Source organism: Cellulophaga omnivescoria (genome assembly GCF_027915275.1).
GTDB lineage: Bacteria > Bacteroidota > Bacteroidia > Flavobacteriales > Flavobacteriaceae > Cellulophaga > Cellulophaga omnivescoria.
Map to the genome: position 1 here is coordinate 808,310 of NZ_CP115819.1, position 17,567 is coordinate 825,876.

A 17,567-nucleotide genomic window follows, 5' to 3' on the forward strand; every position below is an offset into this window, starting at 1 on the left:
AAAACCTAAAAAACTTACACAAACTCTTAAAATATATTAAATTTTGTAAAGAGATTACTTACGTTAACTTTTTTTTGTGTTTTACGCCTGTTATTGGTAAAAAAATTAGCAATAGATTCTTCTATTAAACTTGCTGCATTTTTTATACTGTATTCTAACCCCTTTTTAGAGCTGTAAATTTCTAAAACATTTTTTAATCCCATTACATCTAGCTCTATCTGGTTAGCATCTAGCTTACCACAAATAGCCACTACTGGCACATTATATTTAGTTGCTAAATCTACTACACCTTTTACCAATTTTCCGTTAGTAGTTTGGCTATCTATTTTACCTTCTCCTGTAATAACATAATCTATTTTCTTATTCTTAAACATTTTTGGTACACCTGCCAATTCTAGCAAAAATGATGTTCCATTAACAAACTCTGCATTAAAAAACGTTTTTAAACCATAAGCAGTACCACCAGCTGCACCAGCTCCTGGCACAAATGAATGATCTAGTAATAAAGAATGTTTTACAACCGAATTAAAATATTCTAAGCCTTTATCTAAATTATCTATATCTTTTGCTGTAGCCCCTTTTTGTTTTGCATAAACTTTAGCCGCACCATTTTCTCCAAACAACGGATTTTCTACATCATTAACGGCATAAAACTTAATACGGTTTAATATGGTAACTGTAGCATTACGCTCTATTTTAAATACTTTAGATAAATTATCTCCTATAGGATTTAGTAACATTCCTTCCTCACTAACAAAAGAATAACCCAATGCTGCTGCCAAGCCCATACCTGCATCTGTAGTGGCACTACCACCTAAACCTACATAAATATTAATGGCCCCTTTTTTTATAGCATCTTTAATAAGCAATCCTGTACCAAAGGTAGATGTGTTTTTAGCACTACGTTCTTTTGGTTTTAATAACTCTAAACCAGATGCTTTTGCTAACTCTACATAAGCTGTTTTAGTATCTTTATTGTAAAGGTAATATGTTCGTAATTTGTCTCCTATAGGGTTTAGTGTATCTACATATATTTTTTGAACCATAATTTTACATGCAACGGCATCTAAAAAACCATCACCACCATCTGAAGCTAAAATTGATTTAACCGAAGGAGATTTGTCTACTCGATGTAAACCATTAGTAATAGACTGTATTACTTCGTTAGCCGTTAGCGAGCCCTTAAATTTGTCTGGTATAACTAAATAATTCATACTAACTATATATTTGGGGAATTAAAAAACTTAAAATTAATATTAGACTAAAAAAACCTAATAATATATATACTTCTTTTATTAAAAAATCTGACTTTTTAGGGAATACATTTATTAGTAAACCTGTATTACTTTTTTGCCACCCTGTTAAATAACTTACTAGATAACTAATGCTTAAGGTAAGTAATACACCTGTAAAATTTAACCAAATCCAAAAAATATGTACACCTAAATCTATACCTACAATATTTTGCATTGTTTTAGAAAAAATAAGATTTACCAAAACACCTATTATAATACCTGCATTTATACCCTTGTAATTTACTTTTTTAGAAAACATAGCTAGTAAAAAAGTAACCAAAACAGGACCATAAAAAACAGAGCCTATTGCATTAATAATTTCTATTACTGCACTTTTACTACCTCCAAATAAAAATGAGCTAGCCATACATACAAGTCCCCAAAAAACTACAGACATTTTAGAAACTAATATGTATTTTTTAGATGATATTTTTTTAGAACCTCTATTAAAAAAATCTTCAACGGTTACGGCAGATAAAGAATTTACAGTAGAACTTAACGTAGACATTGCCGCAGAAAGTATACCTACCATTAACAAACCAATTAATCCATGAGGCAAATATTTAGTTATAAAAATAGGAATCATTAAATCTGCTTTTGCTCCTGTTGCTGCAAATTCTTCTGGGAAATACTTTTGCGTCATAACAGCAATATCATTTAAAAAATCTGGTGCTTTAACAACCAAGGTACCAACTACCAAACCAATTGTGCAATACAACAATACCACAGGAAAGCGTAACAAACCATTTGCTAGCAATAGCTTACGTATAGTAGACTCATTTTTAGCAGACAATAAACGTTGCGCTTGTGTTTGATCGCACCCATAGTATGATGCGTATAGAAAAAAACCACCTATTAACATTGGCCATAGACCATACTCTTGACCTTCTCCCACTCCCCAGTTAAAATCTACAACCTGAAGCCTTTCTGGAGCAAAACCTTCGCCTAAACCACCGTGAGCATTTAGCAAAGACCAACCATAAAATAGACATACAATTAAACCTACAAAAAGAATTATCATTTGTATGGCATCTCCCCAAACAACAGCTTTCATACCTCCCTGCCAAGAATAAATTATTGTTATTACACTTATAATTAATACTGTATACACATAATCTATATCTAAAACAGCTTGTAATATTATAGAAATAGTATAAACCATTACACCCGTAGCTAAAGCTCTACTTACTAAAAATACCACACTTAAGAGCATACGAGTAGAAGAATGAAAACGCCTTTCTACAAACTCATATATACTAACTACACCAGACCTAAATAAAGGAGGGACTATAATGACCATTATAAAGATCATTGCTAGGGGAACAGCAAATTCAAATGTTAACCATTTCATCCCTCCTCCTAATTTTAATCCAACAAAAGCAGGTGCAGAGATAAAACTAATAGCAGACAATTGTGTTGCCATAGTAGACAAGCTCAAAGGAAACCACCCAAGACTTTTACCTCCTAAGAAGTAGTCTTTAGAGTCTTTGTTTTCCTTAAAGAAATAGCCCATTGCCAAGAACCCAAAAAGGTAAAGCCCAACAATTGCATAGTCTACATAGTTCATACCTTGTTTTTAGTTAATTATTTAAAAAATCTATTAAAAGTGCTGCACTCCAAGAAAAATTACCTCCACCGTAGCCTGCATCTTCTGTTCCTTTTTTACAATTAAAGTACTCATAAAAACCAAATTTTTCAATAAGCTCTACAGAGTCATCCTTAACTCGTTCTGCTAAATTATTGTAGTCGTAATTTTTTAAACCATAGAACAAAATCCAGTTCATATTTATCCAAACCGGACCTCTCCAATATTTTTTAGGATCAAAACGGTCGCTTTCTGGATCAAAAGACGCACATAGGTATTTATCTTCTCCTCCAAACTTTGTCATCATTGTATTTATCAATATATCTGCTCTTTCTTTGCTTGGTATATTAGCAAACAATGGAGAAAAAGAAGATGATGTAACAAAGCTTATAGGCTTATCACTTCTTAAATCATAATGTACATAAGCACCTAAATTTTTATCCCAAAGTTTTTTATTAAACCCTTTAATACTTTTTACTTGCCACTTTACAAGCTGTGCTATTTTATCATCATTATCACCAATTAGCGTATACAAGTTAATTAATGCTTGGTTAGACCTTATTAACATAGCATTAAATAATGGGTCTAAAACTAAAAACGGAGATAATTCTGCAATTTTAGCATCATTATAGTTATTTTCTTTAGCTATTTCTATAATATACAGGTAGTGGTCGTACTCTCTTTTACTTGGTCTTTGTGATGCGTCTACGTGTGTAGTATCTCTACGTTCAAAAGTATACTCTGGCGGATTCATAGTTTCCCAAATATCATCCCAAATAGGAGAGTTATCTGTACCTGACTCCCAATTGTGGTAAATAAAAACTAGACCTTCATCATTAACATCTCGGTTTTTATAAAAATATTTATGATTATCATAAACCTTATCTATTTGGCTTTTTATATAACCAAACATATCTTCTTTGTCTTTTGCTATTCTGTACATTTCTTCTAGTACAAAACCAGTTACAGGAGGCTGTGTCATACCTGTAGATTTGTACTTTTTAGATGATACCGGACTTAAGTCTGACCGATGAACATCTGCCCCTGGAAAGTAAGTATCACTCTCGTTATGAAAAACAATGTGTGGTATAAAACCATTATCCCATTGCGCATCTAGTAATGTTGCAATTTCTTGTTTTGCTTTAGACACATCATAATAAGCCTGACCAATTGCTATAAAACCGCTATCCCATTTCCATTGAAAAGGGTACAATCCTTTACACGGAATTGTAAATCCTCCTGGTTGAAAATTTTCTTCTAATACATTAATGGCTTGTGATATTAACCTCTCTTTCATAAAAAAATGTTGAATTAAACACACTGGCGGCACTGACATCCGCCAATGTGTTTTTTAATAATTATAAACAAAAAACTACTAACTTAAAATTTGAATGTTGCATTTAAAAATACTCTTGTTGGCAACACAGGACGACCTACAAAAAACTCCTCATCTGTTTGGTTGTTACCTAACCTTGGAGAACCTTCTGTAATACCATCTGAATTAAAAAGGTTAAATACTTGCGTACCTATCCTTAATGTTTCTCCCTCTTCACTTAAACTAAATGTATATCCTAAATTAAGGTTAGATATACCTATAGCATCTAATTCTATTGTATTTGTTTCATTAGTAAACTTTTTACCAGTGTAGTTAAAATCAAAACTAGCATCTAGCTTAGCATCATCATAACTAACACCTAAAGCACTAATAATATTTGGTTGTCTTCTTAATTCATTTCCTTCTATTGTTGGATCGTTCTCTGACTTTGTAATTTCATGATGTTGGTATGTAAAAGACCCTGTAAAAGCAAAATTATCTGCAAAACTCCAGTTCCAAGTACCTTCAAAACCATATGTATTAGAGTCTTGCTTGTCTACATCCTCTGTAAACCCACCTCCTGGAGCGTTAATAAAACTAACCGAACGTCTGTCTTTTAAACTAACATCATAAATAGCTGCTGTTGCAGAAAAACCAGGAACACCGTACTTAATTCCTAATTCTCCTTGAAGAATTTTTTCTGTATCGTAAGATGATGGATTGCCCAATGCATCAAACTTTGTACCTCTTAATTCTGGAAAAAAATACCCTCTAGAGAAGTTACCATACACACTTAAATTATCATTTACTTTATATAATGCCGCTGCTGCCACAGCAAAATCATTTGCATACACATGACCTCTTGTATAACTCCCGTCTCCCCAAGTAACGTTATCTAAACCTGCAATACCCGTATTATCTACTAGGTAGGATGCTGTTCCTTCATTTTCTATATCTCCTGAGGCTCTTTCATATCTAATACCAAAATCTAAATTCCAACGATCTAGCTTAATTTCGTCTGCAACAAAAGCTGCTATTTTATTACTAGAAATGTTACGGTTTGTATATGCTAAACCTCTGTTTGTAACACCGTTTACACTATAACCAGAAACATTTACCAAGCTAGGTCTATTATTGTATTCTCCTAAATACCTTGTTATAACATTAAAATCTCCTGCCTCTGATCTAGAAAAAAATGTACCAAAGGTTAGGTTATGCACACCTACTGTTTTGGTTAGTTTAATATCTGCCATAAGCTCTCGCAAAGGTCTGTCTCTATCTAAAATTCGGTTTTCAAAAAGTAATGCATCTGCAGCTAAAGGTTGCCCATTTAAATAAGTAAAATCTCCACTTGCTAAACCTCTAGCATCTAAATACTCTTGCTGTGTTTCTACAACTTTTGCTCCGCCTACACCGCTACCATCTAAAAATAAATTAAACTGGTGCGCATATTTAGAGTAACGTAGTTTTGCATCTAGTTTAAAAGCATCATCAAACTTATGCTTAAAATCTGCCATTATGTAAGATCCTTTAGTAGACACACCATCTTGTATTGGAGATGTGTAAATACCGTCTGGAGTTCTGTAAGATATGTCTTGAGCTGCAGCTGTTTGTAACGTAAAAATTTCATTACCATCATTACCATAAGGTCTTTCTCTAGAGCCACCTTCTAATGGGTAAGGCAAAAAAAACTGTACCTGATCATCTATATACTGACCAGAAATTGTAATTGAACCCTTTTCTGTTACGTGCTTAATATTACCTCTTAACTGAAAACCTTCTGTTGGTAAACCAGTAATAATTGGTCCCTCATCATACCTGTAAAAACCAGATAATGTATAAAAGGTTTTAGAATCTTCTCCTCCCAAAGGACCACTAGTTACAAAATCTGCTTTGTACCTAGAATTGCTACCAAACTCGGTTCTTAATGTAGTTTTTTGCTGAACTGTACCGGTAATACTTGTATAGTTTATAATACCTGCAACAGAACCTACACCATATAATATTGATGATCCTCCACGTACAAATTCTAAACTTTTAATACCTATATCGTTCCTAAAATACACATCATGTGCAGATGAGTTTAAACCAAATGTACTTAACACGGGCATACCATCTATTTGTAATGGGTTAAACTGGTATTGGCCACCAGAAGGCAAACCTCTAACAAAAATGTTAGATGCAACCTCACCACCACCACCTTCTGCAGTAATACCTGGTACACTACGTAGCACATCTGCCTGGCTACTTGTATTTACTTTTGCTAATTGTTTTGCCCCTAAAGAGGTTACAGATAAAGGCGTCTCTTTTTGAGATCTTTTTGTAGATGTTGCTGTAAGTAAAACCTCATCTAGTTGTTGTCCGTCTGCATTTAAAATAAAGTTTAATGTAACTGGCGATCCAGATAAATTAACTGTTTTTTCTACTGTAGTATATCCTATATATGTTACTCTTACTATTTGCGAACCAGTTAAACCAGTGCTTAACGTATAGTTTCCATCAAAATCTGATGTTGTTCCTTCACTTGTGCCTTTAATAATAATGTTTGCTCCATCTATTGGAACACCATCTGCATCTTTAACCGTACCAGAAATATCTGTTTGACCAAACACACTTGGAATGCTAAACATTAATGCAAATGCAATAATTAGATTTTTCATTTTTGTTGAGTTTTTAATTAAGTTAAGTTTGTAGTCAGTTATTTATATATAATACAATTGCAAAGTAAATTTATAATGATAATCATAATATTTAAGCAATTTTATTACAATAAAACAATGCAAACGTTTGTGCAATCGATTGCATAAATGCTTTTTTTTGACTATATTAACTTACAAACCCCAAAGTAAATGGCTAAACAAGGCAACATAACGTTAAAAGAGCTATCTAAAAGACTAAATGTATCTGTATCAACAGTTTCCAGAGCATTAAACAATCATCCAGATATTAGTCCGGCTACAATTAAAAAGGTGCAAGACCTAGCCAAAGAATTAAACTACATACCCAACTTATTTGCTAAAGGATTTAGAGCAAAAAAAACAAACACCCTAGGAGTTGTTGTACCTAATATTTGCCACAGTTTTACTGCTACAATTTTAAAAGGTATTTTAACCCAAGCAGAATCTTTAGGTTATAGAGTAATTATATCTGAATCTAAGAACAACGAGGAAAAACAATTAGAAATGCTAAAAACTATGATACAGTTTGGTGTAGATGGCGTTTTAATGTCATTGGCAAGAAAAACAAAATCTATAGATGGTATATTGGGTATTTTAAACCGTATTCCTTTGGTATTGTTTGATAAGGTATCTGACAAAATACCGTGTACACAAATTGTTATTGATGAAGAAGAAGCGTCATACAATGCGGTACTGCACTTAGTTGGTTTAGGAAAAAAAAGAATTGCTATTTTAAAAGAAACAGATAACTCTTACAACTCTGAAAAGAGGTTTAGTGGTTACAAACGTGCTTTAGCTGAGTCTAATATTGCTTTAGATGATACATTAATTTTTAATGCAGAAGCTGTTACTTTAGAAAGCGGAAAAAGAATAACCAAACAAATTACCGCAATGGACCATAAACCCGATGCCATTTTTGCTATTACTGATAATGCAGCAATTGGAGCCATACAAACCTTAAAAGAGCACAATATTAAAATTCCTGATGAAATTGCTGTTGTTGGTTTTAGCAACTCTACTAAAGCAACAATTATTACCCCTAGCCTTACAAGTGTTAACCAACCAGGAAGTAAAATAGGGGCAACTGCTGTTAACTATTTACTACACGAGGTTTTAAACCCTAAGGAAGCTATGATAACTAAAACCATAGAGGTAAAAACAAATTTAGTTGTTAGAGAATCTACCTTTACTGGGTAAAACGCTAACAACTAAACTTAAATATACTTGTGTTTTTATTTATTTTTTACGCATAAATACAGAAATTGGAACTCCTTCAAAATTAAAGTTCTCTCTTAATTTATTTTCCAAAAAGCGCTTATACGGGTCTCTTACATATTGTGGCAAGTTACAAAAGAATGCAAATTGCGGATAAGGAGTTGGTAATTGCGTACAAAACTTAATTTTAACAAATTTACCTTTGTATGCTGGCGGAGGATTATTTTCTATAATAGGCAACATAACATCATTAAACTTACGTGTTTGTATTTTTCTTGCTCTATTATTGTACACCTCTACAGCAGTTTCTATAGCCTTAAAAATACGTTGCTTAGTAAGTACAGATATAAAAATTATAGGCACATCTGTAAAAGGTGCTATGGCTTGCTTAATACGTGTAGTGTATTCTTTTATGGTATTAGTTTCTTTGTCCTCTACCAAATCCCACTTATTAACTAATATAACAATACCTTTATTATTACGCTGTGCTAACCAAAAAATGTTTTCTACCTGACCATCAAAACCACGAGTGGCGTCTAACATTAAAATACAAACATCTGCGTGCTCTATTGCTCTAACAGAACGCATTACAGAGTAAAATTCTAAATCTTCTTTTACTTTGGCTTTTCTACGTATACCTGCAGTATCTACCAAGTTAAACTCAAAACCAAATCTGTTGTATTTTGTATCTATACTGTCTCTGGTAGTACCTGCTACATCTGTAACAATATACCTCTCTTCACCAATTAAGGCGTTTATAAATGAAGACTTACCGGCATTTGGTCTACCAACTACAGCAAACCTTGGCAAATCGTCGTTTTCTTTTTCTTTTTCTGGAAGTACTTTTACAACAGCATCTAACAAATCTCCGGTACCACTACCGTTAATACTTGCAATTGTAAAATAATCTCCTAAACCTAGCGAATAAAATTCTACGGCATCCTCTGCTCTTTTAGCATTATCTACCTTATTAACCACTAAAAATGTAGGCTTATCTACTCTGCGCAATAATTTAGCAACATCTTCATCCATACCAGTTACGCCAGACTCTACATCTACCATAAATATAATAGCATCTGCCTCATCTATAGCTAACTCTACTTGCTTGTCAATTTCTGCTTCAAAAACGTCCTCACTTCCTAATACGTACCCACCAGTGTCTATTAGAGAAAACTCAACCCCATTCCAATCACTTTTACCGTAGTGACGATCTCTTGTAACACCACTTACGGCATCTACAATTGCTTCTCTACGTTGAATTAATCTATTAAAAAAAGTGGACTTCCCTACATTTGGTCTTCCTACGATGGCAACAATAGCACTCATTCTCTTTTATTTTTTTGCAAAAGTACTATTAATATCTGAAGAAAAACAGTATCTTTTTGTTTACTATCTGTTTACATCATGAAAACATTACCTAACAACATTGTTTTACGACCAAGATTTGTTTTAAAATTAAACTTATCTAGCTCTTCAATTTTAAATGAATTTGAAAAAACAGCTAGCAACCATATTACTTGCAACCGATTAGATGAACACCTCTTTTTAAAAATTAAACCCAATAACATTCACTTTTGGTCTCCACAACTTCATTTAGAAATACTTAGTACAAGTAAGGAGAGCTGTAAAGTTTATGGTGTTTTTGGTCCCAACCCATCTTTATGGACCTTTTTTATGTTTATACATTTTGCCTTAGCAATTGCTATTTTAGTTTTTGCCGTTTGGGGATACACAAACTGGTCTTTGCACAAACCTTATTTTTTACAACTTAGCAGTATTGTTTTTATGAGTTTTACTTGGGTGTCTTTGTACTTTTTTGGTCGTATAGGAAAACAAAAAGGACAACCACAAATGACTGAACTTTATACTTTTATGCAACAAACTATTGCCAAATGTACTTTATAAAAAAAACCTTAACAACTACTAAGCGTAGCCACTAAGGTTTTTTTAGAATATAAATTACAACTTATTTTACTTCGTAAATTGAAACAGTGTTAGAAACCTCATTGGTAACTATTACAAGGTTTTCTCCAGACGGACTATCTTCTGCAGAAACTGTAATTAAACCTTCTGGAGCAACATCACTACCGTTAAAAATCCAATGTACATATTCTGGAGCTGCAGGATTGCTAATATCATAAACCAACACACCACCTGTACGCTCCAAACCAACAAATAACAAGGTAGTATCTTCAATTTTTAATGTAGCCACCGCTTCTGGTTCGGCTCCTTTGTCATCACTTCTGCCATCTGCCTCGCCTTCATCTGCATTAAAATAAGCAGCATTAACTTCTAATGTTTTTTTGCCAATAGCATCTCCACTATCGTAAACTAAAGTACCATCTGTGTTCCATATAGAAAATGATCTTCCACCGTAAGAATACAGCTCATCAAAATCTCCATCATTGTCTATATCACCATTTGCCGTAGTAATTTTAAGTCTACCTAAATTTTCATCTAATTGAAGGTCTGCTGCATTAGGAAAAGTTGTTGGATCTAAGGTTATATCTTTAACACGTTCTTCTTCAGAATACCCATCATAATCTCTAGAATCTCCTTCATTAGCAGAAATAATATAACCAGCTCCGTTTACAGATGCATACGTTATAGCATCTGGCATATAAAAACCTTTTACTGGCCAATTTTTAAAATTACCAACAATATCATCTTTATTACTTGCATCTAACATATTGCCAGCCAACATATGGTCTTTTACACCCAAACCAAAAACCTGAGTTATACTTTTAGAGCTTAAGTTTACTACAGCTATACCATTATTTTCTTGTAAAGAAACATACGCATATTTACTATCGTTAGAAACCGCTACATACTCTGGCTCTATATCTTGTGCAACAGTTGCACCCGGGCCAAATACTCTAAAATTATTACCTATGTTTTGATTGTTAAAACCAGCAAAACCTAACTGTGCTACCTCATTATTTTTTAAATCTACAACAGTAATAGAACCCTCTGGATCTACCGTATAGTCATCATTTGGTTCGCCTTCATTAGCAGATATAATATAATTACCATCTGGACTAAAAGTTACCATATCTGGCAAAGCACCCGTAGTATAGGTGTTTTCTAAAGCCTGAGTATTTGTATTGTAAGTTACAATTTGCCCATTTGCTTGTTTGTTTGCATTTTCTACAGCAACCGCTAACACGCCATTATAAGTAGCTACGCTATTAGGTGTACCGTTTAAAGCAATAGGAGCTAATTTAGATGGTGATTCTGGTGAAGATAAATCCCAAACCGAAACTTCGTTATTATTAGGATTTACTACAAATAGTTTTTTAGAAACCTTGTCATAAGCACTAATTTCTGCAAAACCTTCATCTCCGGTACCGTTGGTAAAACCTCCTATTTTATTAAACGTTAAGGCAGAAGTATCTATAGGAGTTTCACCGCCACTGTTATCATCTTTATCACAAGAAATAAACAGCGCTACAAATAATGCAGCACTTAATACATATTTTTTCATTTTCAGGTTGATTATATAGTTCTCCCAAAAATGATAATGTAATATAACTTTATTGTAAACTTAAAAACAAAGAAAGGTTAGCTTTTAGCCTTTATTGTAACCAAAACGTTTTAACTGGTTTGCATTGCTACGCCAATTTTTATTTACTTTAACGTAAAGCTCTAAGTGTACTTGCTTGTCAAAAAACTTTTCTAAGTCTTTACGTGCCTCTACACCTACTCTTTTTAAAGCAGAACCTTTGTGACCAATAATAATACCTTTTTGCGAATCTCTTTCTACCATAATTACGGCACGCATTCTAATAATATCTTCGTCTTCAAAAAATTCTTCGGTATCTATTTCTACAGCGTAAGGAACTTCTTTTTTATAAAACTGAAGTATTTTTTCTCTAATAGTTTCGTTTACAAAAAAACGTTCTGGCTTATCTGTTAACTGGTCTTTAGGGTAGTACGCAGGAGACAGCGGCAACAGCTCTATAATTCTAAGAAAAACCTCTTTTATATTAAAGTTCATTAAGGCAGAAATTGGGTGTATTTCTGCTGTTGGCAATTGCTCTTGCCAGTATTGTACTTGCTCCTCTAGTTTTTCTTGCTCAGAGGCATCAATTTTATTTAATAATAATAGTACCGGTATTTTACTATTTTTCAACTTATTAAAAAACGCTTCATCTTTTAATGCTTTTTCTCCTATTTCTACCATATAAATAAGAATATCAGCATCTTCAAAAGCAGTCTTTACAAAATCCATCATAGAACTTTGCAATTCATAAGCTGGTTTTATAATTCCTGGAGTATCAGAAAGTATTACCTGAAAATCATCACCATTAACAATACCCAAAATACGATGTCTTGTAGTTTGCGCTTTAGAGGTAATAATAGACAGTTTTTCGCCCACAAAGGCATTCATTAAAGTAGATTTACCCACATTTGGGTTTCCTATAATATTTACAAATCCGGCTTTATGAGTCATTTTACTATTTTATCATTTAAAATGCAAAGGTACACTATTGTGCGGCTTTACTACAATGCAAACCCTAAAATTAAGTATAATATAATGGTTGCAATACCACCAATTAAGGCATAAGGCAACTGTGTATTTACGTGATCTATATGGTCACTTGCAGAAGACATAGACGATATTATTGAGGTGTCTGATATAGGTGAACAATGATCACCAAAAATACCACCACCTAAAGTTGCTGCAATTACTAACGTTATTGGCGCTTGGTGTACCTCTGCCATTGGTATTGCTATAGCCATCATTATTGCAAATGTACCCCATGATGTACCTGTAGAAAATGCTATAAAAGAACTAATTACAAATATTATAGCTGGTAAAAACTCTGGAGACAACCAGTCTTTAGACCATTCTGCTACAAATTTACCTGTACCCAACTCGTTACAAGCATCGCCAATTGCAAATGCTAATAACATTAATAGTGCTAATGGCATAAGCTCACTAATACCTTTTAAAACCAAATCTATCATTTCTTTGGTTTTCATTATTTTTTGAGACCTGTACAACACCATTGCTACCAAAATAGCAGTTAATACTGCGTATAATACAGAAGAAGATCCAGATCCTTGACCAATTGCTTTAAATATATGGTCTGATGTTGATACTGCATCTGTAACATTACCCCAACCTGTGTACACCAAGTTTATAGGCATCATAAATACCATTGTAGCCAAAGGAATAATCATATTATACGCCTTTGCTTTTATACCTTCTTTTGGTGCTAACGAAGTAACCTCACTAGACAACATAGGTTTAGAATTGTCGTTTAAAAGCTTACCTGTTTCTCGGGTTCTTTTTTCTGCTTTGGCCATAGGACCAATATCTTTTTTAGACACAATTACAATTACTACTATTGCAATAGCTAAAATTGGATAAAAGTTATATGCTATGGATGACAGCATTAACCCAAACGGATTTTCTAAACCTTGTGTAACCAACAAGCCCATAATAAAAGCTCCCCACGCATTAAAAGGAATTAGTATAGATGATGGCGCAGAACTAGAATCTGCTATGTACGCTAATTTTTCTCTTGGTATTTTTAACTTATCAAAAACTGGCCTATACAACGTACCTACTGTTAAAGAGCTTATACTGGTTTCTACAAACAATAAAATACCTGTTAATAATGCCAGCAATTGTACAATTACTCTGCTGTAGCCTGTTTGTTTTTTTTCAAAATACGCAATTACTTTGTTAAGCTGATTGATAAAACCCTCTACACCTTTAGAGTATTGTATAAATAAAAGTAAAGCACCCACCAAGGCACTAAACATAATAGTTCTTGTATTGCCCTCCGACTTAAATACATTTACCATACCTTCTATGGCGCTTAAAGTACCAGTTAAAAAGTTCCAATCGTTTATAATAATCCACGAAAACCATATGCCAAAAAGCAAAGCTATGTATACTTGTTTGGTACGTAATGCTAGTACAATTGCAATTATTGGAGGTAGTATTGATAGCCAGCCGTAATTATCCATAAAAAATAGATTTAGTAAAGGTTTTATAAAACGTTACAAAATAGTAAGATTTTATAGAATACTAGCTGTTTTAAGCGTCAAAAAAACAGACTAAAAAGTGCTAAGTAAATATTTTTTAGAATTATTTTGATTTTGGCTTGCTGGATAGAAAAAAGGTTGTATATTTGCAGTCCGAAATATAACGGTCAGCAGTTATGATCTGAGAGTTAAAAGCTAAGATGTTTATTTTGGAAACGCAAATCGCGGGATAGAGCAGTAGGTAGCTCGTCGGGCTCATAACCCGAAGGTCACTGGTTCGAGTCCAGTTCCCGCTACAAAGTTTAAAAGCTTCACAGAAATGTGAAGCTTTTTTTATGCGCTAAATTTAAATAGGCACTTCTACCCTATTATGCTGTTTTGCATATATTTTCTATTTACACTTAAAATAGAAAAGTTACCAACAACTAATTTTATACCATTTATAAATAAATTATACCCAATTACACATATCCGTAATTGAACCAAAAAAAATAGGTTTACATTGTGTAAAAATTAGGAAGCAAGAATAGAAACGTGCGTTTATTAAACCATTATGGGTTAGTAAATCCAATAAATTGCGATTACCAACTAGTTGTGTGCAATTTGTCCGCGTTACCAAGATTTGGTATACTTGAGTAAAAATATAGTCAAAATGGGAAAAAACACATCAATATCACTCGGAAATCATTTTGAGAATTTCATAAAAGAAGAAGTAAATTCTGGAAGATATGGTTCTGTTAGCGAGGTAATTCGTTCTGCTTTACGCTTGTTAGAACGTGAAGAAAAAAAGGAAAGGGAACTAATTAAAGCTCTCGAAGTTGGGGAAAATAGTGGATTTGATGAAAATTTTGACCCAAAACAACATTTGAAAGAATTACATCGTAAACACTTATGAGTAAAAAAAATATCGCATAAGTAAACAATCGATTAAGGATTTAGATAAAATTTGGATTTATACGCTTAATAAATGGTTTAAAGAACAAGCTGACAGATATTACGACTTGATAATTACGGAAATTGAATTTATTGCTGACAACTTTATGACTGGAAAGTCAGCAGAACAAACTCGAAAGAATTATCGAGTGACTAAAATAAAATCCCATTTGATTTTTTATAGAAAAGTGGAGAATGATATTGTGGAAATAGTTAGAGTTTTACACCAAAGAATGGATATTAAAAAAGGACTGAAATAAAAAAACTGCACACAACAAGAACTAAGCTAAAACAAATTCTTGGTTACTTTAAAGCATTAATATAGTAAGCTCATAAACTTTAAAACAAGTTCTATGAGCTTTTTTTATGCACTTAATTTGGTGCTCTACCCTATTATGCTGTTTTGCACATATTTTCTATTTACACTTAAAATAGAAAAGTTACCTACAACTAATTTTATATCATTTATAAATAAATTATACCCAATTACACATTTCCGTAATTGAACATAAAAAAATAGTTTTACATTGTGTTGAAATTGAGCAACCAAACTGCAATATTTGCGTTTATTGTGCCAATATGGATGAATAAACTCAATTTATTGTATTTACTAACTAGTTACCAAACATTTAAAACCACTGTTGGGGAGAAAATAAAAAAGGGAATGACTGATAAGGAATATAAAGATATTGATGATTTGCTAGAATGGATGTCTAATGATAATTTATGTGTTATACATAAAGATCTATCTGATTTGAGAAGAAAGTCTATTAACTATTGTAAAACAATGGGATATATTCAAGTAAGAACAGAAATCCAATTTGAGTTAAGCGAAAAAGGATATGATGTTATAAACGCCAATGGTTTAAAAAATTACTTATATAAAAATAATGAGTATAAAAATTTAGAAACGGAACTAAAAAAGTTACAAATAGATAATTTGAAATATGAAAAAACTATAAGAAGTCTAAAGGAACAATTATTAGTCATAAACTTAATAAAAGCCTACAAATGGTATTTAGGATTTATAATAACCATTGGAATATTTTTAGGATATTTCCTTTCGTTGCTAATAAGATAATGGTCAGTACAAAACCAACTCAAGTAAAGAAAGTTTTACATTTATCATTAATCCCAAGTAAATCGTTTTCTCCTGCCAAAAGAACAGAGATTAAAAAGAGTTTGATAATAAAGTATATAATCTATTTTTTTTCGTTCCTCAAAAACAAATCATAGCCGAGACCGTTTACAAACATTTAACACTCATACTTATGACACAAGATGAAGCAATAATGCAAATAAACCATATTAAAGATATTCAAAAAGAAAGACTTGAGAAGCATTATTCCTGGGTTAAAACCTTGTTAACATTATCTGTTGGACTTTTTGGAATACTAATAGCTTTTAAGACAGACCAAAAAGAACATATTATTAAGTCTGTTATTTTTTTGATTTCATTATCATCACTTGGAATGGGTATCCTTTTTTCCCTAATTCATCTATATGCTGAAATAAACATTTTAGACCGTCTAAAGAAATTTCAGATTCAACGTGCAATAAAACTGGTGGATGGAATGACTGAAACAATTTCTGACTTTGAAAATATATCCCCTAAATGGATTTATAGAATTTCTGGAAAATTAAATATATTATTTTTCTTAATAAGTCTTTTCTCTTTAATTGGATATTCTTCTTTTGACATATTTTATAAACTTCAGATTTAAACCAACTAAACTAAAAACAAGTTCTATGAACTTTTTTTATGCGCTTAATTTAAGTTTGTGCTTATTCTCGGATACTTACAAAGTTAAGTGCTAAACCAAGCAACTACCCATAGTCGAGACTGCTAGCCAAAATTTGGATGTGATTCATTTTTGGTGTTTTTTTACATCAAATAAATTATGTCGAGACAAAGTATATCATTTATAAAGCCAAACAATGAATGGTTAAAAGCCCAAGTAGACAATAAAGAATATTCTTGCAAAAGCGAATTAATTAACGATTTAATTAGACAAGCACGAAAACAACAAGTTCAAATTGACTGGGTTAGAGCTAAAATTGAAAAAGCTGAAAATAGTGGATTTACAAGTGATAGTAAAGAAAGTATTTTAGCTCAATCAAAGTCTATGCTTAATGGCTAAATACAAGCTGACAAATGAAGCAAAAAATGACTTAATTCGGATTCACCATTACGGAGTTAAAAAATTCGGGATAACCCAAGATGACAAATATTTTGAGTCTTTTTTTGAATATTTTGACATCATCGCTAAACGTCCTTTTTCCTTTGAATCTGTTAACTATATAAAAGAAGGATACAGACGCTGCACGTGCGGTGTTGATAGTATTTATTATAAGGTCAATAAAATATTGTTGAAATAGTGACAATAATTGTAAGACAAGATTTGAATAAAAAATTATAACGGAATTAAAAAAACTGCACACAACAAAGAACTAAGCTAAAACAAATTCTTCATTATTTAATGCATTATTATAGTAAGCTCATACACTCTAAAACAAGTTCTATGAGCTTTTTTATGCACTAGTGT

16 protein-coding genes and 1 tRNA gene are annotated in these 17,567 nt (G+C 32.4%); 9 read left to right on the top strand and 8 right to left on the bottom strand.

Going from position 1 to position 17,567, the window contains the following annotated elements; translation table 11 throughout:
- Window positions 1-26: 26 nt before the first annotated feature.
- From PBN93_RS03515 to PBN93_RS03530, 4 genes are all read right to left on the bottom strand, one after another.
- The gene (locus PBN93_RS03515; RefSeq protein ID WP_271081439.1) at window positions 27-1,214 is read right to left on the bottom strand and encodes a glycerate kinase; all 1,188 of its coding nucleotides are present in this window, start codon (window positions 1,212-1,214) and stop codon (window positions 27-29) included.
- A gap of 1 nt (window position 1,215) precedes the next feature.
- Window positions 1,216-2,862 (bottom strand): sodium:solute symporter, encoded by a 1,647-nt coding sequence (locus PBN93_RS03520; protein WP_271081440.1) that lies wholly within the window; start codon window positions 2,860-2,862, stop codon window positions 1,216-1,218.
- A gap of 13 nt (window positions 2,863-2,875) precedes the next feature.
- Window positions 2,876-4,177, bottom strand: coding sequence for an MGH1-like glycoside hydrolase domain-containing protein (locus tag PBN93_RS03525; RefSeq protein ID WP_271081441.1), 1,302 nt, complete (start codon window positions 4,175-4,177; stop codon window positions 2,876-2,878).
- A gap of 83 nt (window positions 4,178-4,260) precedes the next feature.
- Complete coding sequence (locus PBN93_RS03530; RefSeq protein ID WP_271081442.1) at window positions 4,261-6,855, bottom strand: TonB-dependent receptor; 2,595 nt, start codon at window positions 6,853-6,855, stop codon at window positions 4,261-4,263.
- Between the two features lie 189 nt (window positions 6,856-7,044).
- On the opposite strand from PBN93_RS03530, the gene PBN93_RS03535 reads away from it, so the two are divergent.
- Complete coding sequence (locus PBN93_RS03535) at window positions 7,045-8,070, top strand: LacI family DNA-binding transcriptional regulator (RefSeq protein WP_077398858.1); 1,026 nt, start codon at window positions 7,045-7,047, stop codon at window positions 8,068-8,070.
- Window positions 8,071-8,109: 39 nt separating this feature from the next.
- On the opposite strand, the gene der is transcribed toward PBN93_RS03535, so the two are convergent.
- The gene (gene der, locus PBN93_RS03540) at window positions 8,110-9,414 is read right to left on the bottom strand and encodes a ribosome biogenesis GTPase Der (protein ID WP_077398860.1); all 1,305 of its coding nucleotides are present in this window, start codon (window positions 9,412-9,414) and stop codon (window positions 8,110-8,112) included.
- Between the two features lie 78 nt (window positions 9,415-9,492).
- On the opposite strand from der, the gene PBN93_RS03545 reads away from it, so the two are divergent.
- The gene (locus PBN93_RS03545; RefSeq protein WP_077398863.1) at window positions 9,493-9,993 is read left to right on the top strand and encodes a GTP-binding protein; all 501 of its coding nucleotides are present in this window, start codon (window positions 9,493-9,495) and stop codon (window positions 9,991-9,993) included.
- Between the two features lie 61 nt (window positions 9,994-10,054).
- Here the strand turns inward: PBN93_RS03545 and PBN93_RS03550 are convergent, their stop codons facing one another.
- From PBN93_RS03550 to PBN93_RS03560, 3 genes are all read right to left on the bottom strand, one after another.
- Entirely contained in the window at window positions 10,055-11,572 is a 1,518-nt protein-coding gene (locus PBN93_RS03550) for a choice-of-anchor I family protein (protein WP_271081443.1), read from the bottom strand.
- Between the two features lie 84 nt (window positions 11,573-11,656).
- Entirely contained in the window at window positions 11,657-12,541 is an 885-nt protein-coding gene (era, locus tag PBN93_RS03555) for a GTPase Era (protein WP_271081444.1), read from the bottom strand.
- Window positions 12,542-12,591: 50 nt separating this feature from the next.
- Window positions 12,592-14,070, bottom strand: a complete 1,479-nt coding sequence (locus PBN93_RS03560; RefSeq protein WP_271081445.1) for a Na+/H+ antiporter NhaC family protein — start codon at window positions 14,068-14,070, stop codon at window positions 12,592-12,594.
- 241 nt (window positions 14,071-14,311) lie between these two features.
- Here PBN93_RS03560 and PBN93_RS03565 point away from each other — a divergent pair.
- The 7 genes from PBN93_RS03565 (at window position 14,312) to PBN93_RS03595 (ending at window position 17,400) form a co-directional block, all read left to right on the top strand.
- A tRNA-Met gene (locus PBN93_RS03565) sits at window positions 14,312-14,384 on the top strand.
- Window positions 14,385-14,740: 356 nt separating this feature from the next.
- Entirely contained in the window at window positions 14,741-14,983 is a 243-nt protein-coding gene (locus tag PBN93_RS03570) for a type II toxin-antitoxin system ParD family antitoxin (RefSeq protein ID WP_271081446.1), read from the top strand.
- Window positions 14,984-14,999: 16 nt separating this feature from the next.
- The gene (locus PBN93_RS03575; RefSeq protein ID WP_271081892.1) at window positions 15,000-15,281 is read left to right on the top strand and encodes a type II toxin-antitoxin system RelE/ParE family toxin; all 282 of its coding nucleotides are present in this window, start codon (window positions 15,000-15,002) and stop codon (window positions 15,279-15,281) included.
- Between the two features lie 278 nt (window positions 15,282-15,559).
- The gene (locus PBN93_RS03580) at window positions 15,560-16,102 is read left to right on the top strand and encodes a hypothetical protein (RefSeq protein ID WP_271081447.1); all 543 of its coding nucleotides are present in this window, start codon (window positions 15,560-15,562) and stop codon (window positions 16,100-16,102) included.
- Window positions 16,103-16,292: 190 nt separating this feature from the next.
- A complete protein-coding gene (locus PBN93_RS03585; protein WP_100894966.1) occupies window positions 16,293-16,745 on the top strand; it encodes a hypothetical protein in 453 nt (150 codons plus the stop codon).
- Window positions 16,746-16,922: 177 nt separating this feature from the next.
- On the top strand, window positions 16,923-17,162 hold the full coding sequence (locus PBN93_RS03590; RefSeq protein WP_271081448.1) for a ribbon-helix-helix domain-containing protein: 240 nt from the start codon (window positions 16,923-16,925) through the stop codon (window positions 17,160-17,162).
- Entirely contained in the window at window positions 17,155-17,400 is a 246-nt protein-coding gene (locus PBN93_RS03595) for a type II toxin-antitoxin system RelE/ParE family toxin (RefSeq protein WP_271081449.1), read from the top strand. The genes PBN93_RS03590 and PBN93_RS03595 overlap by 8 nt, the downstream gene beginning before the upstream one ends.
- Window positions 17,401-17,567: the final 167 nt, after the last annotated feature.